Genomic DNA, 20,413 nt, shown 5'->3' on the forward strand with positions numbered 1-20,413 from the left:
ACATATTGGATCGTGGTGGACTGGCCCGAGATGCGCGTGCCACGCTTCCGTCATGTCTGGAACTGGAATTGCCTTGGTGAGTCGGCGGCACGTCGACCTCGGCCGCATGTCCAGCGCCATCTGTCCGGTCCGCTGAGAGTCTCCAGCACCGCGATTCCCGATGTCTTGCTCCATCCCCCTGCGCACCGCCGCGCCTCACGCGAGTGTGCAGTTCAGAGCCGCCCTCCTGCAGTCCCGAAGGACGTATCGCCATGGCCGCCATCCCCGATAAGCCTGCTACCGCCACGCCCCGCCGCAAGGCCGGACGTCACCGTGGTGAAGGTCAGTGGGCCATGGGTCACTACACCCCGCTCAACGGGAACGAGCAGTTCAAGAAGGACGACGACAGTCTCAACGTGCGGACACGCATTGAGACGATCTACTCGAAGCGCGGCTTCGACTCCATCGACCCGAACGACCTGCGCGGGCGTATGCGCTGGTGGGGCCTGTACACCCAGCGCCGGCCCGGCATCGACGGCGGCAAGACCGCCGTCCTGGAGCCGGAGGAGCTGGACGACCGCTACTTCATGCTGCGGGTGCGCATCGACGGCGGGAAGCTGACCACCGGGCAGTTGCGCGTCATCGGCGAGATCTCCGAGGAGTACGCGCGGGGCACCGCCGACGTCACCGACCGGCAGAACGTCCAGCTGCACTGGATCCGCATCGAGGACGTCCCGGCCATCTGGGAGAAGCTGGAGGCCGTCGGGCTCTCGACGACCGAGGCGTGCGGCGACTGCCCCCGTGTGATCATCGGTTCCCCGGTGGCCGGGATCGCCGCCGACGAGATCATCGACGGCACGCCCGCGGTCGACGAGATCCACGAGCGGTACATCGGCAGCAAGGAATTCTCGAACCTGCCCCGCAAGTTCAAGACCGCGATCTCGGGCTCGCCGGTCCAGGACGTGGTGCACGAGATCAACGACATCGCCTTCGTCGGGGTGGACCACCCCGAGCACGGCCCCGGCTTCGACCTGTGGGTCGGCGGCGGGCTCTCCACCAACCCGCGGTTCGCCGAGCGACTGGGCGCCTGGGTGCCGCTGGACGAGGTCCCCGACGTCTGGGCGGGCGTCGTCGGGATCTTCCGCGACTACGGCTACCGCCGGCTGCGCACGCGCGCACGCCTGAAGTTCCTGATGGCCGACTGGGGTCCGGAAAAGTTCCGCCAGGTCCTGGAGGACGAGTACCTCAAGCGCCCGATGCTGGACGGCCCTCCCCCCGCACAGCCCTCCCAGCGCTGGCGCGACCACATCGGTGTTCACGCGCAGCAGGACGGCCGCTTCTACGTGGGCTTCGCCCCGCGCGTCGGGCGGGTCGACGGCTCCACCCTCGCCAAGATCGCCGATCTGGCCGAGGCGCACGGCTCGGGCCGGGTGCGCACCACCGTCGAGCAGAAGATGCTGATCCTCGACGTGGAGCAGGACCAGGTCGAGTCCCTGACCGCCGGTCTGGAGGCACTGGACTTCCAGGTGAACGCCTCCCCGTTCCGGCGCGGCACGATGGCCTGCACCGGCATCGAGTTCTGCAAGCTGGCGATCGTCGAGACGAAGGCGCGCGGAGCCGCGCTCATCGACGAGCTGGAGCGCCGGCTGCCGGACTTCGACGAGCCGCTCTCCATCAACATCAACGGCTGCCCCAACGCCTGCGCCCGCATCCAGACCGCGGACATCGGCCTCAAGGGCCAGCTCATGCTGGACGGCGACGGCAACCAGGTCGAGGGCTACCAGGTGCACCTCGGCGGCGCGCTCGGCCTGGAGGCCGGCTTCGGCCGCAAGGTCCGCGGGCTGAAGGTCACCTCGGCCGAACTCCCGGACTACGTCGAGCGGGTGCTCGGGAAGTTCCAGGAGGAGCGCGAGGACGACGAGCGCTTCGCGACCTGGGCCGCCCGGGCGAGTGCGGAGTCGCTGTCATGAGCGAGCGAGCCGCGCCGTTCTACTGCCCGTACTGCGGCGACGAGGACCTGCGCCCTCACGAGGCGGGGCACGGTGCCTGGGAATGTGCTTCCTGCAATCGCGCGTTCCAGCTGAAGTTCCTGGGCCTGCTGGCCCACGGACTCCAGCGCAACGACGTGGAAGGGGACGGGACATGACGGACACGCTGCACACCGCCGAGCTCACCGACGAGGCGCTGAGGGAGCTTGCCGAGCGGGCCGGGCGCGACCTGGAGGACGCCTCCGCGAGCGACATCCTGAAGTGGGCGGCCGACACCTTCGGCAAGCGCTTCTGCGTCACCTCCTCCATGGAGGACGCGGTCGTCGCCCACCTCGCCTCCCGGGTCATGCCCGGCGTGGACGTGGTCTTCCTGGACACCGGCTACCACTTCGAGGAGACCATCGGCACCCGGGACGCGGTGGACGCCGTCATGGACGTCAACCTCATCACGCTGACCCCGCGTCAGTCGGTGGCCGAGCAGGACGCCGAGTACGGGCCGAAGCTGCACGACCGCGACCCCGACCTGTGCTGCGCGCTGCGCAAGGTCAAGCCGCTGGAGGAGGGCCTGACGGCGTACGCCGCCTGGGCGACCGGGCTGCGCCGCGACGAGTCCCCCACCCGCGCGAACACCCCGGTCGTGGGGTGGGACGAGAAGCGCCGCAAGGTCAAGGTCTCGCCGATCGCCCGCTGGACCCAGGACGACGTGGACGCGTACGTCGCCGAACACGGCGTGCTGACCAACCCGCTGCTGACGGACGGCTACGCCTCCGTCGGCTGCGCGCCCTGCACCCGCCGGGTGCTGGAGGGCGAGGACGCACGGGCTGGCCGCTGGGCCGGTCGGGGCAAGACCGAATGCGGGCTGCACGGCTGATGACGACTGATCAGGAGATATCGATGAGCGTGACGGAGACGGGAGCCACCGTCTGGCTCACCGGTCTGCCGAGCGCGGGCAAGACCACCATCGCCTACGAGCTGGCCGGCCGGCTGCGCGCGGACGGACACCGGGTCGAGGTGCTCGACGGTGACGAGATCCGGGAGTTCCTCTCCGCGGGCCTCGGCTTCTCCCGCGAGGACCGGCACACCAACGTCCAGCGGATCGGTTTCGTCGCCGAACTGCTCGCCGCCAACGGCGTGAAGGTCCTCGTCCCGGTCATCGCGCCGTACGCCGACAGCCGTGACGCCGTACGCAAGCGCCATCAGCAGGAGGGCACCGCGTACCTCGAGGTGCACGTCGCGACCCCGGTCGAGGTGTGCTCCGAGCGCGATGTGAAGGGGCTGTACGCCAAGCAGGCAGCCGGCGAGATCAGCGGCCTCACCGGGGTCGACGACCCCTATGAGGCACCCGAGTCGCCGGATCTGCGGATCGAGTCGCACCAGCAGACCGTGCAGGAGTCCGCAGCGGCGCTCCGTGCGCTGCTCACCGAGAGGGGCCTGGCGTGAGCACCGTCGCCACCGTGCCGGAAGGCACCGTCAACCCGTACGCACTGAGCCACCTGGACTCCCTGGAGTCGGAGGCGGTGCACATCTTCCGTGAGGTGGCGGGTGAGTTCGAGCGGCCGGTGATCCTCTTCTCCGGCGGCAAGGACTCGATCCTGATGCTGCACCTCGCGCTGAAGGCGTTCGCACCCGCCCCGGTCCCCTTCACGCTGCTCCACGTGGACACCGGGCACAACTTCCCCGAGGTCCTCGAATACCGCGACCGCACCGTCGAGAAGCACGGGCTGCGCCTGCACGTCGCCTCCGTCCAGGAGTACATCGACGCGGGCAAGCTCCGCGAGCGCCCCGACGGCACCCGCAACCCCCTCCAGACGGTCCCGCTCACCGAGGCCATCCAGCAGCACCGCTTCGACGCCGTCTTCGGCGGCGGCCGCCGCGACGAGGAGAAGGCCCGCGCCAAGGAACGCGTCTTCTCGCTCCGTGACGAGTTCTCCCAGTGGGACCCCCGCCGCCAGCGCCCCGAGCTGTGGCAGCTCTACAACGGCCGCCACGCCCCCGGTGAGCACGTCCGTGTCTTCCCCATCTCCAACTGGACCGAGCTCGACGTCTGGCAGTACATCGAGCGTGAGGGCATCGAGCTCCCGGAGATCTACTTCGCCCATGAGCGCGAGGTCTTCAACCGCTCCGGCATGTGGCTGACCGCAGGCGACTGGGGCGGCCCCAAGGACCACGAGACGGTCGAGACCCGCCAGGTGCGCTACCGCACCGTCGGCGACATGTCCTGCACCGGAGCCGTCGACTCCGACGCCACCACCCTGGACGCCGTCATCACCGAGATCGCCGCCTCCCGGCTCACCGAGCGGGGCGCCACCCGCGCCGACGACAAGATGTCCGAGGCCGCGATGGAAGACCGCAAGCGCGAGGGGTACTTCTAAACATGACCACCATCACCGACCTGTCGGCCACCACCCTGCTGCGGTTCGCCACCGCCGGGTCCGTCGACGACGGCAAGTCCACCCTCGTCGGACGCCTCCTGCACGACTCCAAGTCGGTCCTCACCGACCAGCTGGAAGCCGTCGCGCTGGCCTCCACCAACCGCGGCCAGGAGGCGCCCGACCTGGCGCTGCTGACCGACGGACTGCGCGCCGAGCGCGAGCAGGGCATCACCATCGACGTGGCCTACCGCTACTTCGCCACGCCCCGGCGCCGCTTCATCCTCGCGGACACCCCGGGCCACGTGCAGTACACCCGCAACATGGTCACCGGCGCCTCGACGGCCGAGCTGGCCGTCGTCCTGGTCGACGCCCGCAACGGCGTGGTCGAACAGACCCGCCGGCACGCGGCCGTCGCCGCCCTCCTGCGGGTCCCCCACGTCGTCCTCGCCGTCAACAAGATGGACCTCGTGGACTACGCGGAGCCGGTGTTCGCCGCGATCGCCAAGGAGTTCACCGCCTACGCCGCCTCGCTCGGCGTCCCGGAGATCACCGCCATCCCGATCTCCGCACTGGCCGGTGACAACGTCGTGGAGCCCTCCGCCCACATGGACTGGTACGGCGGCCCCACCGTCCTGGAGCACCTGGAGACGGTGCCGGTCAGCCACGACCTGACGGAGTGCCACGCGCGCTTCCCGGTGCAGTACGTCATCCGCCCGCAGACCGCCGAGCACCCCGACTACCGCGGATACGCCGGCCAGATCGCCGCAGGGGTCTTCCGCGTCGGCGAGACCGTCTCCGTGCTGCCGTCCGGACGCACCACCACGATCGCGGGGATCGACGCGCTCGGCGAGAGCGTCGACGTCGCGTGGGCCCCCCAGTCCGTGACACTGCGGCTCACCGACGACCTCGACATCTCCCGCGGCGACCTCATCGCGCCGAGCGGGGACACGCCCGCCACCACGCAGGACGTCGAAGCCACCGTCTGCCACGTCGCCGACCAGCCCCTCACCGTGGGCCAGCGGGTGCTGCTCAAGCACACCACCCGCACGGTCAAGGCCATCGTCAAGGACATCCCGTCCCGGCTCACACTGGACGACCTCTCCCAGCACCCGTCCCCCGGACAGCTGGTGGCCAACGACATCGGCCGGGTCGTCGTACGCACCGCCGAGCCGCTCGCGCTCGACGCCTACGCCGACTCGCGGCGCACCGGCTCGTTCCTGCTGATCGACCCGGCCGACGGCACGACGCTGACGGCCGGAATGGCGGGCGCCTCGTTCGCCGCCGTCACCGACGGGGACGAGGGCGCCGGCACCTCCGCCGAGGACGCGGAGTGGGACTTCTGATGACCACGGACTTCTTCTCGTCCTTCGCGAAGGAGGGCGGCCGGGTCGGCAGCGGCGCCCTCGGGTGGGGGTGCCCCCTGGTCGAGCGAAGTCGAGAGCTTGGGGGAGGACTGGGCGGGGTCGGGCGATGTGCGTGATGACGTACGCGCACTGCCTGCGCGCCCGTTCGTACGACCCGCACCGCCCGTTCAGACGAAGACCTGCCGACCGCCCGGCCGCGCCACCCGACCTCAGGGGGCCGTGAGACCGGGCCGACGAGAGGAAAGCCTCCCGTGCCAGCCGCCCGTACCACTCTCCGCCGCGGCCTCGCCGCTGCCGCCGCATCGTCGCTGCTCGCCGTGGCGGCCACCGCCTGCGGCTACGGTTCCGAGGCGAAGGACGACGACTCCGCGAAGTCGAACGTCTCCGCCGGCGGGAAGAAGCTCTCCGCCGACACCGTGAAGATCGGGTACTTTCCCAACCTCACGCACGCCACCGCCCTGGTCGGTATCCAGGAAGGCCTCATCGCCGAGGAGCTGGGCGGCACCACGGTCAAGCCCTCGACGTTCAACGCCGGGCCCTCCGAGATCGAGGCGCTCAACGCGGGCTCCATCGACATCGGCTTCATCGGCCCCTCCCCCTCGATCAACGGCTACAGCAAGTCCAAGGGCCAGAACCTGCGGATCATCGGCGGCTCGGCCTCGGGCGGCGTGAAGCTCGTCGTGAACCCGAAGAAGATCAAGACCCAGGATGACCTCAAGGGCAAGAAGATCGCCACCCCGCAGCTCGGCAACACACAGGACGTGGCGTTCCTCAACTGGATCTCCGAGAAGGGCTGGAAGGTCGACGCCCAGAGCGGCAAGGGCGACATCTCCGTGGTCCGCTCGGACAACAAGGTGACCCCGGACGCCTTCAAGGCGGGGTCGCTGGACGGCGCCTGGGTCCCGGAGCCGACCGCCTCCAAGCTGGTCGCCGAGGGCGGCAAGGTCCTGCTCGACGAGTCGACGCTCTGGCCGGACGACAAGTTCGTCATCACGAACATCATCGTGTCGCAGAAGTTCCTCTCCGAGCACCCGGACGTCGTCGACGCGGTACTGCGCGGGACGGTGAACACCAACAAGTGGATCAACGCCGACCCGGACAGGGCGAAGGCCTCGGCCAACGCGGCGCTCGAGGAACTGAGCGGCAAGGCCCTGCCCGCCGAGGTCCTCGACCCGGCCTGGGCGTCCATCCGGATCACCGACGACCCGCTGGCCGCCACGCTGCAGGCGCAGGCGGACCACGCGGTCGAGGCCGGTCTGCTGGAGAAGCCCGACCTCAAGGGCATCTACGACCTGAAGCCGCTGAACAAGATCCTCAAGGCCGCGGGGCAGCCCGAGGTCGCCGACGCCGGCCTCGGCGTCAAGTAACCCCGACCGCAGCAGGATCACTGACGACTCCCAGGAGGTGACGACCATGGCGACCACCACCCTCACCAAGGCCGAGGACCGTGCAGCGGTCGAGCACGCCGCTCGTATCACCAACGTCTCCAAGTCCTTCGCCGGACCCGCGGGGCAGCAGCTCGTCCTGGACGACATCACGCTCGATGTCGCTCCGGGCGAGTTCGTCACCCTCCTGGGAGCATCCGGGTGCGGCAAGTCGACGCTGCTCAACCTGGTGGCCGGACTCGACCGACCGAGCGCGGGGTCCATCGAGACCCCCGGCGGCCGGCCCGCCCTGATGTTCCAGGAACACGCCCTCTTCCCGTGGCTGACCGCGGGCAAGAACATCGAACTGGCCCTGCGGCTGCGCGGGGTGCCGAAGTCGGACCGCCGCCCCGAGGCGGAACGGCTGCTGGAACTCGTACGCCTCGGCGGGGCGTACGGGAAGCGGGTGCACGAGCTCTCGGGCGGGATGCGCCAGCGCGTGGCGATGGCCCGGGCGCTCGCCCAGGACAGCCGGCTGCTGCTGATGGACGAGCCGTTCGCCGCGCTCGACGCCATCACCCGCGATGTGCTGCACGACGAGCTGACCCGGATCTGGCGGGAGACGAACGCCTCCGTCCTCTTCGTCACCCACAACGTGCGTGAGGCGGTCCGGCTCGCCCAGCGCGTCATCCTGCTGTCGTCGCGTCCGGGCCGGATCGCACGGGAGTGGACGGTCGGCATCGAGCATCCCCGCCGCATCGAGGACACCGCCGTGGCGGAGCTGTCCGTCGAGATCACCGAACAACTGCGTGGGGAGATCCGCCGACATGGCCAGCACTGAGACGAAGGCCGACGACCTGGCGGGTCTGGAGGCGGGGCTGGACGCCCTCGACGCCGTACAGGTACGCAGGACGCCGACCCGCGAGATCCTGCTCAACAAGGTCCTGCCGCCGGTCGTCGCGGTCGTCCTGGTGGTCCTGGTCTGGCAGCTGCTGGTCTGGGCGAAGGTCACCGACGACTACAAGCTCCCGCCGCCCGCGGCGGTCTGGGACAGCCTGACCGAGATGTGGCTGCAGGGCACCCTGCTGGAGGTCATCTGGACCAGTGTGTCGCGCGGTCTGCTCGGCTTCGTGATGGCCGTCGCCATCGGCACCCCGCTGGGTCTGCTGGTCGCGCGGGTGAAGGTGGTCCGGGCGGCGATCGGCCCGATCCTCTCCGGACTGCAGTCCCTGCCGTCCGTGGCGTGGGTGGCTCCGGCCATCATCTGGCTCGGCCTCGACGACAGGACGATGTACGCGGTGATCCTGCTCGGCGCGGTGCCGTCCGTCGCCAACGGTCTGGTCTCCGGCGTCGACCAGGTGCCGCCGCTGTTCCTGCGCGCGGGCCGCACCATCGGCGCGACGGGGCTGCGCGGGACGATCCACATCGTCCTGCCGGCGGCGCTGCCCGGCTATCTGGCGGGCCTCAAGCAGGGCTGGGCGTTCTCCTGGCGCTCGCTGATGGCCGCCGAGATCATCGCGTCCTCGCCCGACCTGGGCCTGGGGCTCGGCCAGTTGCTGGAGAACGGCCGGAACAACTTCGACATGCCGGGGATCTTCCTGGCGATCCTCCTCATCCTGTTCGTCGGCATCGCGATCGACCTGCTGATCTTCAGCCCGCTGGAGCGGCGGGTGCTGCGCAGCCGCGGTCTCCTCGTGAAGGGCTGATCTCCCATGGCCTCCCCCGTCCTGCTCGTCATCGCCCACGGCAGCCGCGACCCGCGGCACGCGGCGACCGTCCACGCGCTCACCGCGCGGGTACGGTCGCTGCGGCCCGGGCTGCGGGTGGAGACGGGCTTCCTTGAGTTCAACGCCCCGTCCGTGCCCAGGGTGCTGGAGCGCCTGGCGGCCGAGGGGGCGGGCGAGGTCGTCGCACTCCCCCTGTTGCTGACCCGGGCCTTCCACGCCAAGTCGGACATCCCCTCGGTGCTGCGCGAGGCCCGGACCCGGCTGCCCCGGCTGCGGATCGGCCAGGCCGAGGTGCTCGGCCCCTCCCCGCTGCTGAACACCGCACTGGAACAGAGGCTGTACGAGGCCGGGGTCTCCCCCGGCGACAAGGGCTCGACCGGGCTGGTCCTGGCCTCGGCGGGCTCCACAGACCCGGAGGCGATCGCAGTGATCGCTGAAATCGCGCGGGAGCTGCGGCACACCGGTTGGTGCGCCGTGCGGCCTGCGTTCGCCTCCGTATCCCTTCCCCGCACCGCCGACGTCGTACGCGCCCTGCGGGCCGACGGTGTACGGCGGGTCGCGGTCGCGCCGTACGTCATCGCTCCCGGCCGTCTCCCCGACCGCATCGCGGCGGGGGCGGAGGAGGCGGGGGCGGATGTGCTGGCCGGTGTCCTGGGGCCGTCCCCCGCGCTGGCCCGGCTGCTGCTCACCCGGTACGACGAGGCGTGCGTGCCGGTGGCCGGCGCGGCACCGCTGAGTGCCTGACCCTCCTTCTCCACCCCACGTCAACGGGCCGCGCTCGGTGAGCGCGGCCCGTCGGCAGGTGGTGCGGTGCGTGAGGTCTAGAAGACGCTGACTCCGTAGGCGCTGAGCGCCTCGGTGACCGGCTGGAAGAACGTGGTGCCGCCGGAGGAGCAGTTGCCGCTGCCGCCGGAGGTGAGGCCGAGGGCCGTGGTGCCGGAGAAGAGCGAGCCACCGCTGTCACCGGGCTCGGCGCAGACGTTGGTCTGGATCATGCCGTAGACGATGTCGCCGCTTCCGTAGTTCACGGTCGCGTTGAGGCCGGTCACCGTGCCGCTGTGGACACCGGTGGTGGAGCCGCTGCGCTTGACGGCCTGGCCGACCCGCGGGGTCGCGGCGGAGGTGATGTCCTGGTAGCTGCCGTTGTACAGGTAGACCCGGCCGTCGGCGGCGGAGGAGTTCGAGTGCCGGATGAGCCCGTAGTCGTTGGTCGGGAAGCTGGAGCCGGCCCGCGTACCGAGGGTGGTGGACTGGCCGGAGTTGGTGTACCAGGTGCTGCCTATCTCGGTGCAGTGCCCGGCGGTCAGCGCGTAGTAGGTGCTGCCGCTGCGGACGTTGAAGCCGAGGGAGCAGCGTCCGCCGCCGGCGTAGATGGCCTGGCCGCCCGCGATGAGCTTGTTGAAGGTGCCCTCGGTGCGGTTGATGTCGGCCTTCGCGCCCGAGTCGGTGACCGACTTCTTGATCGTGGCGATCTCGGCGGCGGTGACGGTGCTGTCGACGGTCACGACGACCTTGCCGGTGCTCGCCTCGGTGTACCAGGCGGTGCCCGCGATGTCGGCACCGCGTACGGCGGAGCTGGCGTCGGCCAGTTCGGCCTTCGTCACCGTGGTGTCCGGTGCCGCCTGAGCGACCGCGGTGGGTGCCGCGAGCGCCACGGCGGTGACCAGCCCTGAGGTGGCGGCGATGAGACGGGCGCGTCTGGAGATCGAGGAGAGGGGGGCGAAGCGCTTGAAGGTCACAGGATCCTCCGTCATTGGGGGGGTGTCCGGTCCGCTGGGTGGGCGGGCCGGAGTATGCGGCTGTCCGCGACCAGTGGGTTCTAGTCGTGGACCTGCCAACCGCACGACTCGAATCCTTGACTCCGCTTGAACCGGTGACAAGGACGTCTTCCGGACCGGGACGGAGAACGGACCCTGAACTCCGATATGCGTGCGGATGACCTCCGAACAACGGCGTCCGCTCACCGAACGGAGGAGAGCAGCGAATTGCAGCAAAGTCCGTAACGGTGGGCGGACGTCGGCCGCCGCCCGGACGCATCGCGTTCACACACACCGCCCCTGCCCGCGGGATGCCACGGCACAGGTCTTCGCAGCCCGGACCGGGCCCACCGGGGCGCGGCCCGTTCGGGCGGCTTACCGGCGTTTTGCCCGGCGGCTCCCCATGGCCGGAATCAGCCCCTCCGGCGATAACCGGCCGGGCTGCGGGCGCAGATCAGACCGACGCGGCACTCTTGCGGCGCCGCCCCGGCGTGTGCTGTCGAGGGGTGGGGGGCCGGCGGGAAGCGCCGGCTCAGACCTCTGCGAACGGATCGTCGATGAAGGGCGTCGCCTGGTGGAAGTAGAGCAGCCAGACGTCCCCCCTCAGCCGCCAGAGGGAACTGCGGTGGGACCGCAGGCCCCGGGACTCCGTGTCGAAGGTGAGGTGCACCAGGTCCGGTGCGAGCTGGTCCCCCCGCATCCGTGACGCGGTGAGCGCGACGGGAGGCGGAGCACCCGGGTCCGTGTCCGGCTGCGTCAGCATGGCGATGATCGTGTCCCGCTGCCAGAGGCGGCCGCTGGTGCCGATCTCCCGGAAGTCCGGGTGCAGCAGCGTGGCCAGCACTTCGGCGGAGGCCCGCACCACGGGGTCGAGGAGGCGTAGCTCGCCTTCGATGGCTGCGGCCACGGCGGGCGAGGGCTCAGTCACGCGTCATCTCCACAAGCTTGACCACGGTGTTCCAGTTACGGCTGGTGGCGACGAGGCCACGGGTGAAGGCGGGCCGTCCGAGCGCCACGGCGAGCTTGGAGCGCCCGAGCCCTTCGGGCGCGTACAGGTAGAGGGCGCGGTCCCCCAGCCGGAACTCCTCCGGGCGGAAGGCGTCGGCGTCGAGCGAGGCGAACCGTGCGGCGTCCACGGCCTGGTCGAAGTAGGTGACGTGCAGCTGCTTCGCCTCTAGCTCGGCGGCCGGGAAGGGACAGGCTTCGGCCACGCCGGCGAGATAGGCGCCCGAGCGGACGAGACAGTCGACCGGGAAGCCGAACCGCTCCTCGATGGCCCGCTCCAGCTCGGCGGCCAGGGCGCTCTCCTCGCCCGCCGCACCGCGGAACACGGCGTTGCCGCTCTGCAGATGGGTGGCGACGTCCTCGTGCCCCAGCTCCCCGAGCAGCGCCCGGAGTTCCGCCATGGGGACCCTCCGGTGGCCGCTGACGTTGACCCCGCGCAGCAGCGCCGCGTACATCGTGCTCATGCCCCCACCCTAGATCTTTTTCCACCCGCGACGGCCGCCGCGCCCCGTGGGGGAGGGCGCGGCGGCCTTCTGCGTGTCCTACCGGGCCTGCCCGGCCTATTCCACGATCTTCAGGAGCTTGTTCGCCGTGCCCTCGGTCGCGTTGGAGATGGCGTCCGGGGTGGCTCCGTCGGTCAGCGCCGTGGCGACCTCCTCGGGCGTGGCGTCCGGGTGTCCGCCGAGGTAGACGGCCGCGGCACCGACGACGTGCGGGGTCGCCATGGACGTGCCCGAGATGGTGTTGGTGCCGTCGTCGCTGTCGTTCCAGTCCGACGTGATGTCCGAACCGGGGGCGTAGATGTCCACGACCGAGCCGAAGTTGGAGAACGACGACTGCTCGTCGTCCACCGTGGACGATGCGACGGTGATGGCCTCGGGGACGCGGGAGGGGGAGCCCTCGCCCGCGTCGCTCGACTCGTTGCCCGCGGCGACCGCGAAGGTGACGCCGGAGGCGATGGCCTTCTGGACGGCGGCGTCGAGGGCCGGGTCCGCGGATCCGCCGAGGCTCATGTTGGCGACGGACGGGCCCTCGTGGTTCGCGGTGACCCAGTCGATGCCCGCGACGACCTGCTCGGTGGTGCCCGAGCCCGCGTCGTCCAGGACGCGGACGGCCACGATCTTCGCCTTCTTGGCCACCCCGTGGGATGCGCCCGCGATGGTCCCGGCCACGTGGGTGCCGTGTCCGTTGCCGTCGTCGGCGTCGGCGTCGTTGTCCACGGCGTCGAAGCCCGAGGTGGCGCGGCCCTCGAAGTCGTTGTGGGTGACGCGGACACCGGTGTCGATGACGTACGCGGTGACGTCCCCGCCCCCGGCGTCCGGGTAGGTGTACGCACCGTCACCGGCGGTCTCGGCCTGGTCGATCCGGTCCAGACCCCAGGACGGCGGGTTCTCCTGGGTGGCGTCGATGTGGAACTTCTTGTTCTGGACGACCTTGGAGACAGCCGGGTCGGCGGCGAGCCGCTCCGCCTCGGTCTCCGAAAGCCCGCTGGCCGAGAAGCCGTTGATGGCCGACTTGTAGTTCCGCTGGAGGGTGCCGCCGTACTCCTTGGCCAGGCCGGCCTTGTCGGCCTTCTGGTCCAGCATCACGATGTAGCTGCCGGAGACGGCTGTCGCCGCGTCCGCGCCGTAGACGGTGCCCGTCGCGGGTGCCGTGGCGGCTCCGGCGAACGGGGTGGTGAGCAGGGTGACACCGGCGGCCGCTGCCACGGCGGTTATCGCGGCGGTGAGCTTGACCGAACGCACACGCTTGTGAATTGCCATGAAGAGGGGTCTCCTCGTCATTCTTTTGTGGGGGGATTGGCCCTCGGCCGGAAGATCTCCGGGGGCTGCCTCGAAACACTGCTCGATTGACGCGCCCAGATCAAGACCTTCATGTAGCCGTCACCTAGTCGGCAAGCTTTCGTCACAGAAAACCTGCGCACCTGCCTCCATCTCGGGCAAACCGCCTGCTCTCTGACCGGACATGAGGACGCGTACGGGTTCCGGTCGAGTGAACTTGGCGCGATCGAGCGCGCATAACCCCACTTCATTGCTAATGAACGCGGGAACGGAATGTCATGTTTCAGTTGTGCACATCCCCAGCAATCCCCCCCGTCCCTCACTCGAGAACGCGCGGCACGCCGCTTGTACGACAAGTCGAAATGACGGGACATCAGAAAATCGGCCGGGTGCCACCGTCATTTCTCCCGAGGCGCTGACCGCGGCGACCCTGCCGTCCCAGGTCCAGCACGGGCGCCGTCCGACGGTCGCGGTCGTCGGCCTCGGTTACGTCGGGCTGCCCACCGCGCTCTCCCTCCACGCGGCCGGCCACGCGGTGGCCGGCGTGGACACCAGCGAGCCGCGGCTGCGGGACATCCGGTGCGGGCGCGTCGACCTGCTGCCCTCGCAGCACAGCCGGCTGGCCGCGGCTCTCCAGGACCCGGACTTCCGGCTGACGGCCGACCCCGCGGCGGCCACGGGCACGGACGCGGTGATCATCTGCGTGCCGACCCCGGTCGACGGGGATCTCGTACCCGACCTGCGCGCGCTGACCGCCGCCTGCGCGTCGGTGGTGGCCCACGCGGTGCCGGGACAGCTGCTGGTCCTCACCTCCACCAGCTACGTCGGCACCACGCGCGACCTCCTCGTCGAGCCGCTCGCGGCACGGGGACTGCGGCCCGGGACGGATGTGTTCGTGGCGTTCGCTCCCGAGCGGATCGACCCCGGGAACCCCGCCCACTCCCCCGACCGGACCCCGCGGGTCATCGGCGGCGTCACTCCCCTGTCCACCGAACTCGCCGCCTCCCTGCTGGCCGGAACCGCACCCTCCGTCCACCGGGTGTCCGGTCCGGAGGCAGCGGAGATGAGCAAACTGTGGGAGAACACCTTCCGGGCGGTCAACATCGCACTCGCGAACGAACTGACGGAGAACTGCCTGGAGTTCGGGCTGGACCCGCGCCAGGTCATCGAGGCCGCGGCCACCAAGCCGTACGGCTTCATGCCGTTCTATCCGGGTGCGGGCGTCGGCGGGCACTGCATCCCCTGCGACCCGCACTACCTGCTGTGGCAGCTGCGGGCGAGGAAGAGGACGTCCCCTCTGGTGGACACCGCGATGACGGCGATCGCCGAGCGGCCCGCCCGGGTCGCCGGGAAGGCGCGGGACGCCCTCGCGGCCGGCGGGCTGGGAACCGCCGGATCCCGGGTGCTGATCCTCGGCGTGGCCTACAAGCCCGGTGTGGCGGATCTGCGCGAGAGCCCGGCCCTGGAGATCATGGACCGGCTCACGGCCTGGGGTGCCACCGTCGAGTACACGGACCCGCTGGTGCCGAGCCTGGAACGGCACGGCGTCCTGCGGCGCAGTGTCGACGCCCCGGGAGCTCTCCACTGGGACCTCGTCGTCGTCCACACCGTGCACCCCGGGACCGACCTGGGCTGGCTGGACGGCGGCCCCGCCGTCCTGGACGTCACGCATCGCCTGACGACGGCCGCCGCCACCGGCGCCGCCGTATGAGCGCATCCCCGCCGCCGAGCCGGCGCATGCTGCTCACCGCCGCCGTCGCGACCCCGGCCGCCGGCCTCGCCGGGTCCCTCACCTCGGACGGGCGGGACCCGGACACCACCGACCGGTCCGGGGACGGCAAGGCCGCGGGCGGATCCACGAGCGCGGGACCGGGCCCGGGGAAGGCGGACCCGGCAGCGCCCGCCGGTGGTTCCGGACCACCGTTCCGCCCGGAACTCCCGGCGGAGGGGCTGGTCACCAACGAGTACGCCCACGGCCATCCGGACGCCGGGGACGCCCGTCTCTCGCCCGACTGGATCGTCACCAGCGGCTCCCTCTTCGCCCACTGGGCCTTCGGATGGACCGGTGTACCCGACGGCGAGGCGCCCGGCCCCGACTCGGTCCCGCACACCGGATCGGCCGTCTTCCGGCTCGTGAGCCGCCGTCAGGACTTCGGTGACACGAGCGTGCGGTCCTGGGTGTTCCTGAAGCCGCCGGGTGTCACCGCACGCACCCCCGCGCGTGCCTGGGACGGCGGGCATCTCTGGCTCCGCCACCACAGCGCGCAGGAGCTGTACGCGCTGAGCTTCCGCCGCCGCGACGGCATGGTCGTTCTCAAGCGCAAACATCCGGAGCCGGGGCGGCCCGTGGACGAGGAGGGCGTCTACACCACGCTCGCCACAGCGCATCACCCCCTCGACTACGGCCGGTGGCACCGGATCGCAGCCACGGTGAGCACCCGGGGCGACGACCGGGTCCGGATCGCGCTGGCCCTGGACGGACGGGCGGTCCTCGACGCGGAGGACCGGGAACCGGGCCGGCTGACGGCGCCGGGCGGGGTCGGGCTGCGCGGCGACAACACCGAGATGGCCTTCTTCGGCTTCACGGCGCGGGGCGACGCCGACCACCGTCGCCCGGCCGGAGGGGCGTACCGGTGAACGCCCTCCACCGGCCGCCGGCCGGTCCCCGCGCCTCCGCGCCGCACACCGCGCACGACACCGTGCCCGGCCCCCGCGGAATGCGCGCGATCAGGGCCCGGGTCACCCCCGCCGACCCCGCGCTCCGGCACGGGGTGCGCCGGCTGCTCGTCCTGTTCTGCCTGATGCCGCTCCTGGCCGTCCTGGCCCATCACACCGCCCGGCTGCCCCGGCTGAACCTCCCGGTCTGTTACGGGCTCGTCGTGCTGGCCGGCACGATCGCCCTGCTCTACGTCGCCTACAGCCGGTACGAGGACCCGGCCGAGGGCGAACTGCGGGTGCGGCCGGGCCCCGGCGAGGTCTTCCCGCCGCTGCCCGCCGACCCGCGGGTCGCGTTCCTGCTGGCCGTCAAGGACGAGGTGGACGGCATCGAGGCGTGCGTACGCTCCATGGCCGCCTCCGACTGCCCCGGCGTACGGATCATCGTGGTGGACGACCACTCCCAGGACGGGACGGGCGACGTGCTGCGCAGGCTCCGCGACGAGCTCGGCATCACCGTCATCCATCTGGACTCCAACGTCGGCAAGAAGCACGCGCTGGTCCGCGCCTGCGAGCTCGCCGACACCGAGATCATCGCCTTCACCGACTCCGACTGCGTCCTCGCCCCCGACGCACTGCGCCGCTGTGTGCGCGCCCTGGTCACCCACCCCGAGCTGGGCGCCGTGAGCGGCCACTGCCGGGCCCTCAACACGGACGCCGGATTCCTGGCGCGCGCCCAGGACGTCTGGTACGAGGGCCAGTTCAGGGTGGCCAAGGCGGCCGAGGCCTCCTTCGGCTCGGTGTCCTGCGTCTCGGGACCGCTGGCCGTCTTCCGCCGGGACGCCGTCTACAACTACCTCCCCGCGTGGGCCGACGACCGGTTCATGGGCGCGCCGTTCCGCTTCGCCACGGACCGCCAGCTGACGGGATACGTCCTCGGGCAGGCGTGGAAGGGCGCGGCGCTCAAGCGCCGGTACGCGGGCTCCCCGTTCGTCGAGGAGGACTTCGCCGAGCGCCGCTGGCGCGTCGGGTACGTACGCTCCGCGAAGGTGTGGACCGATGTGCCCGCCCGGCTGGGGCCCCTCCTGCGGCAGCAGGTCCGCTGGAAGAAGAGCTTCATCCGCAACCTCTTCTTCACCGGCTCCTTCATGTGGCGCCGGGGGCCCGGGCCCGCCGCCCTCTTCTACGGACACGTGCTGTGGGTGCTCGCCGCACCGGTGATGGCGTTCCGGCATCTGGTCTGGGCGCCGGCGCACGGAGCGCTCTTCCTGACCCTGCTCTACTTCTGCGGAGTGGTCCTCAAGGGCTGCGTCTGGGGGCTCGCGTACAGGATCGACCATCCCGGGGACACCCGCTGGCGCTACCGGCCCCTCATGAGCCTGTTCTCCTCGGTGCTGCTCGCCTGGCTGCTGCCGTACTCCCTGCTCACCGTCCGGCGGGGCGTCTGGTCCAGGGGGGCGGCATGAGAGAGCTGGTCCGTCCGGCCGCCAGGGCGCTGGCCGCACTGCTCAGCGCGGCCGCAGTCATCACCGTGTACCTTCTCGTGCTCTTCCGGGGGGCCCTGCCGTGACCCACTCCGCACCCACGCGTGCGCTGCTCGGGCTGCTCGCCGTGGCGATGGTCTGCGTGCCCTTCTACGGTGCGTGGCGCTACGACGAGTTCCACCGGTCCCTGGCGGCGCAGGAGGCGCCTCCCGGGCCCGAACCCGGGCCCGGTCGCGGGGCCGCCGCGGGCGGGCCGCCCTCCGAGGGGCGGACGGACGGCGCTGCCCCCGTCGTGCTGGCGTACCACGACATCGGACGCGACAGCCGCAGCCGCTACACCGTGACTCCCGAAGCGTTCGACGCGCAGCTCGCCGCCCTCGCGGCGGCGGGCTACCGGACGCTGAGCAGCGAGGAGTTCGCCGCGTATCTGCGCGGAGGGCGGGCTCCGGGGCCTCGCTCGGTGTTCCTGACCTTCGACGACGGCGCCCACGGGCTGTGGGTGCACGCCGACCGCATCCTCGCCCGGCACGGCATGCGGGCGGCCGCCTTCCTCATCACGCGTGCGGTGGGGAGCCATCGCCCCTACTACCTCTCCTGGGAGGAGATCGGCCGTATGGCGCGGTCGGGACGGTGGGACTTCGAGAACCACACGCACGACCTGCACCGGCGCGAGGCCGTGGACGCGGCGGGACGCACGTCCTCCGCGCTCGCCTCCCGGCTGTGGCTGGCCGGCGAGGAGCGGCGGGAGACGGCGGAGGAGTACCGGCGGCGGGTCGAGGCCGATCTGGACCGGTCGATCGGCGACATCACCCGCCGGGGCCTGCCGAGGCCCCGGCTCTTCGCCTACCCCTTCTCCGAGACCAGCGGGCGCGCCTCGCGCTCGCCGGTCACCGACCGGATGCTGCGTACGGCGCTCGCCGAGCGGTTCGTGGCCGCCCTGACCAACAGCTCCGGCCGTCCGCTGCCGGCCGGGCGACGGGCAGCCGCCGCCGGTGAGGTGCAGCGGGTGGAGGTCACCGCCGGCACCGGCGTCCGGGAGCTGCTGGCGGAGGTCCGGCGCTGGACGGCGGTGTCCCCGGCCGACTGTCCGGCCCCGTTCACCGAGCAGGAGTTCTGGCGGCCGAACGACGGTGTGCCCGCCGGCCTCGGGGTGTTCACCGGCGCGGGCCCCTATCCCGGCCGCACGGGGTACGCCGGCGCCGCCTACCGGCCGATGGCCTCGGCCGACTGGACCGGTTACGGGGTCGGCTTCCGGGTGACGGGGCTGCGGGAGTCGGAGAACAGCGCAGGGGTGATCGTGCGCGACGGCAGCCTCGGCCCGCTGGAGGTGTCCCTCAGCTTCAGTTACGTCCGGCTGCGCGAGCTCAGGGGCGGCCGCTGGCACGAGATCGGCCGCCGCACCCTGACCGACGCCGGTGAGCACCGGGTCAGGATCACCGTGGAGCGCGACCGGACCGTGGTCGCCGTCGACGGGAGGACGCGGATCGAGCAGGCCACGCGCGTGACCGGCGGCGACGCGACCGGCGGGATCGCCGTCAGTGTGCGTAACGGCGATCCCGAGGGGGGCTGGCCCCGCTTCACCTCCCTGACGGTGCGTCCGTCGGCCGGGCCCGGGGAGGACGGAGTACGGCGCGGTTAGCTCCTCCCCAGGCCTTGTCGACGCGGGTCAGCCCTGCCGGCCGGGGAGTTCGGCCTCGATGATGTCGGCCGCCCGCTTCGCCCCGCCCTCCCCCGCCATCTGCTCCCGGATCCGCTCCAGCTTCGCGGCCACGTCCGGGTCGTCCACCAGGGCGAGCACCGCGTCGCGCAGGGACGCGGCGTCGGCCTCCTCCTTCGGCAGGTGCCGGGCGACGCCGATGGCCTGGAGCATGTCCGCGTTGCCGAACTGGTCGACGGCCTGCGGGACCGCCACCATCGGGGTGCCGGTGGCGAGCCCCTCCTGGCTGCCGCCGGCGCCCGCGTGGGTGATGAAGGCGTCCGCCTGCTTCAGCACGGACAGCTGCGGCACCCAGGAGTGCACCTCGACACTGTCCGGTACGTCCCCGAGTTCCGCCGGGTCGACGTGGGCGCCGATCTGCAGCACCACGTGCCAGTCCGGCAGGTCACCGAAGGCCTTGACGCACTCGCGGTAGAACGCGGGCTCGTTGGTGTACGACGAGCCGAGGGAGACCAGCAGGACCTTCCCGGCTCCGGCCGGCCGCTTCCACTCCCCCTGGTCGGCACGCTCACCCTGGCAGGCGCCGACGAAGGTGAACCTGGTGTGGTCCACACGGTCGGCGTTCGGCTGGAGCGCCTCGGGGATGAGCACGAGGCCGCGGCGTGGCCGGGCCACGAAGTCGTCGGACGAGAGGTCGCCCAGACCGTTCTCACCGAGCCAGTCCGCGAAGCGCGTGTAGTACGCCCGGCCCCGCTCGGTCTGCTTGAGCTCGGCGGTCGCGGGGTCCCCGACCTCCTGCTCGTATCCCTCCCAGGGGACCAGGTTGGGCCAGAGCTGGACCGCGGGCACACCCCAGCGGTGGGCGAGGGCGCGGGCCGGGTAGGAGGTGATGTCGTGCAGGACGAGGTCCGGTTCGTCGCCCTCGAAGGCGGCGGCGAGCTGCGGGAGGGCCTGGATCGCGTCCTCGAGGAAGGGTTCGAGGTTGTCGATCAGCTCGGTTCCCCAGTCCTCCGGGTTGTCCTCGGTGGGCAGCACCGAGGTGTAGATCACGGGCTCGGCCCCGGTCTCGGCGACCTTCTCGGCGAAGGACGCCGGGATGGCGTAACTGACGCGGTGTCCACGGACGACGAGCTCCCGGATCACTTCGAGGCTCGGGTTCACGTGCCCGTGGGCGGCGATGGAGAACATGGCGATGTGGGCACGCGGGGTCGGTGTCATGCCCCTACCGTAGGCGAGACGCAACGTCTCGTCCAGCGTATTTCCGGGACCTCTGCCGGCCC

At 71.3% G+C, this 20,413-nt stretch carries 20 protein-coding genes; 15 read left to right on the plus strand and 5 right to left on the minus strand.

All coding sequences use genetic code 11. The features are described 5' to 3' along the window. Positions 1 to 52: 52 nt before the first annotated feature. From AB0P41_RS07155 to AB0P41_RS07205, 11 genes are all read left to right on the plus strand, one after another. Positions 53 to 136, plus strand: coding sequence for a putative leader peptide (locus AB0P41_RS07155; RefSeq protein WP_349817346.1), 84 nt, complete (start codon positions 53 to 55; stop codon positions 134 to 136). A gap of 115 nt (positions 137 to 251) precedes the next feature. Then, the gene (locus tag AB0P41_RS07160) at positions 252 to 1,949 is read left to right on the plus strand and encodes a nitrite/sulfite reductase (protein ID WP_356713954.1); all 1,698 of its coding nucleotides are present in this window, start codon (positions 252 to 254) and stop codon (positions 1,947 to 1,949) included. Further along, entirely contained in the window at positions 1,946 to 2,125 is a 180-nt protein-coding gene (locus AB0P41_RS07165) for a hypothetical protein (protein ID WP_329206208.1), read from the plus strand. The genes AB0P41_RS07160 and AB0P41_RS07165 overlap by 4 nt, the downstream gene beginning before the upstream one ends. Further along, positions 2,122 to 2,838: a phosphoadenylyl-sulfate reductase gene (locus tag AB0P41_RS07170; RefSeq protein ID WP_356713955.1), complete on the plus strand. Its 717-nt coding sequence runs from the start codon at positions 2,122 to 2,124 to the stop codon at positions 2,836 to 2,838. Before AB0P41_RS07165 ends, AB0P41_RS07170 begins: the two co-directional genes overlap by 4 nt. Then, positions 2,838 to 3,407 (plus strand): adenylyl-sulfate kinase, encoded by a 570-nt coding sequence (gene cysC, locus AB0P41_RS07175; protein ID WP_078597893.1) that lies wholly within the window; start codon positions 2,838 to 2,840, stop codon positions 3,405 to 3,407. The genes AB0P41_RS07170 and cysC overlap by 1 nt, the downstream gene beginning before the upstream one ends. Continuing rightward, positions 3,404 to 4,339, plus strand: a complete 936-nt coding sequence (cysD, locus tag AB0P41_RS07180) for a sulfate adenylyltransferase subunit CysD (RefSeq protein WP_365930627.1) — start codon at positions 3,404 to 3,406, stop codon at positions 4,337 to 4,339. The genes cysC and cysD overlap by 4 nt, the downstream gene beginning before the upstream one ends. A 2-nt stretch (positions 4,340 to 4,341) precedes the next feature. Continuing rightward, positions 4,342 to 5,682 (plus strand): GTP-binding protein, encoded by a 1,341-nt coding sequence (locus tag AB0P41_RS07185; protein ID WP_365930629.1) that lies wholly within the window; start codon positions 4,342 to 4,344, stop codon positions 5,680 to 5,682. Between the two features lie 272 nt (positions 5,683 to 5,954). Next, on the plus strand, positions 5,955 to 7,070 hold the full coding sequence (locus tag AB0P41_RS07190) for an aliphatic sulfonate ABC transporter substrate-binding protein (protein WP_365930630.1): 1,116 nt from the start codon (positions 5,955 to 5,957) through the stop codon (positions 7,068 to 7,070). Between the two features lie 46 nt (positions 7,071 to 7,116). Further along, on the plus strand, positions 7,117 to 7,908 hold the full coding sequence (locus AB0P41_RS07195) for an ABC transporter ATP-binding protein (RefSeq protein ID WP_365930632.1): 792 nt from the start codon (positions 7,117 to 7,119) through the stop codon (positions 7,906 to 7,908). Next, the gene (locus AB0P41_RS07200) at positions 7,895 to 8,773 is read left to right on the plus strand and encodes an ABC transporter permease (RefSeq protein ID WP_356713960.1); all 879 of its coding nucleotides are present in this window, start codon (positions 7,895 to 7,897) and stop codon (positions 8,771 to 8,773) included. The genes AB0P41_RS07195 and AB0P41_RS07200 overlap by 14 nt, the downstream gene beginning before the upstream one ends. Positions 8,774 to 8,779: 6 nt before the next feature. Then, on the plus strand, positions 8,780 to 9,538 hold the full coding sequence (locus AB0P41_RS07205) for a sirohydrochlorin chelatase (RefSeq protein WP_365930634.1): 759 nt from the start codon (positions 8,780 to 8,782) through the stop codon (positions 9,536 to 9,538). Positions 9,539 to 9,615: 77 nt separating this feature from the next. On the opposite strand, the gene AB0P41_RS07210 is transcribed toward AB0P41_RS07205, so the two are convergent. From AB0P41_RS07210 to AB0P41_RS07225, 4 genes are all read right to left on the minus strand, one after another. Continuing rightward, a complete protein-coding gene (locus tag AB0P41_RS07210) occupies positions 9,616 to 10,533 on the minus strand; it encodes a S1 family peptidase (RefSeq protein ID WP_356713962.1) in 918 nt (305 codons plus the stop codon). A gap of 550 nt (positions 10,534 to 11,083) precedes the next feature. Further along, the gene (locus AB0P41_RS07215; protein ID WP_356713963.1) at positions 11,084 to 11,479 is read right to left on the minus strand and encodes a nuclear transport factor 2 family protein; all 396 of its coding nucleotides are present in this window, start codon (positions 11,477 to 11,479) and stop codon (positions 11,084 to 11,086) included. Continuing rightward, positions 11,472 to 12,020 (minus strand): DUF1697 domain-containing protein, encoded by a 549-nt coding sequence (locus AB0P41_RS07220; RefSeq protein ID WP_356713964.1) that lies wholly within the window; start codon positions 12,018 to 12,020, stop codon positions 11,472 to 11,474. Before AB0P41_RS07220 ends, AB0P41_RS07215 begins: the two co-directional genes overlap by 8 nt. Before the next feature lie 96 nt (positions 12,021 to 12,116). Continuing rightward, on the minus strand, positions 12,117 to 13,319 hold the full coding sequence (locus tag AB0P41_RS07225; RefSeq protein ID WP_365930637.1) for a S8 family peptidase: 1,203 nt from the start codon (positions 13,317 to 13,319) through the stop codon (positions 12,117 to 12,119). Positions 13,320 to 13,626: 307 nt separating this feature from the next. Between AB0P41_RS07225 and AB0P41_RS07230 the strand changes: the two genes are divergently transcribed. From AB0P41_RS07230 to AB0P41_RS07245, 4 genes are all read left to right on the plus strand, one after another. Then, positions 13,627 to 15,048 carry a nucleotide sugar dehydrogenase gene (locus AB0P41_RS07230; protein ID WP_365930639.1) on the plus strand — a complete coding sequence of 474 codons (1,422 nt, stop codon included), beginning with the start codon at positions 13,627 to 13,629 and terminating at the stop codon, positions 15,046 to 15,048. Next, positions 15,045 to 15,974 (plus strand): hypothetical protein, encoded by a 930-nt coding sequence (locus AB0P41_RS07235; protein ID WP_365930641.1) that lies wholly within the window; start codon positions 15,045 to 15,047, stop codon positions 15,972 to 15,974. The genes AB0P41_RS07230 and AB0P41_RS07235 overlap by 4 nt, the downstream gene beginning before the upstream one ends. A gap of 80 nt (positions 15,975 to 16,054) precedes the next feature. After that, positions 16,055 to 17,458, plus strand: a complete 1,404-nt coding sequence (locus AB0P41_RS07240; protein WP_356714048.1) for a glycosyltransferase — start codon at positions 16,055 to 16,057, stop codon at positions 17,456 to 17,458. 100 nt (positions 17,459 to 17,558) lie between these two features. After that, positions 17,559 to 19,115 carry a polysaccharide deacetylase family protein gene (locus AB0P41_RS07245; RefSeq protein ID WP_365930642.1) on the plus strand — a complete coding sequence of 519 codons (1,557 nt, stop codon included), beginning with the start codon at positions 17,559 to 17,561 and terminating at the stop codon, positions 19,113 to 19,115. A 27-nt stretch (positions 19,116 to 19,142) separates the two neighbouring features. Here AB0P41_RS07245 and mgt read toward each other — a convergent pair whose 3' ends face one another. Next, a complete protein-coding gene (mgt, locus tag AB0P41_RS07250) occupies positions 19,143 to 20,351 on the minus strand; it encodes a macrolide-inactivating glycosyltransferase (RefSeq protein ID WP_365930643.1) in 1,209 nt (402 codons plus the stop codon). Positions 20,352 to 20,413 lie beyond the last annotated feature (62 nt).

Source organism: Streptomyces sp. NPDC079167, from assembly GCF_040686735.1.
GTDB lineage: Bacteria > Actinomycetota > Actinomycetes > Streptomycetales > Streptomycetaceae > Streptomyces.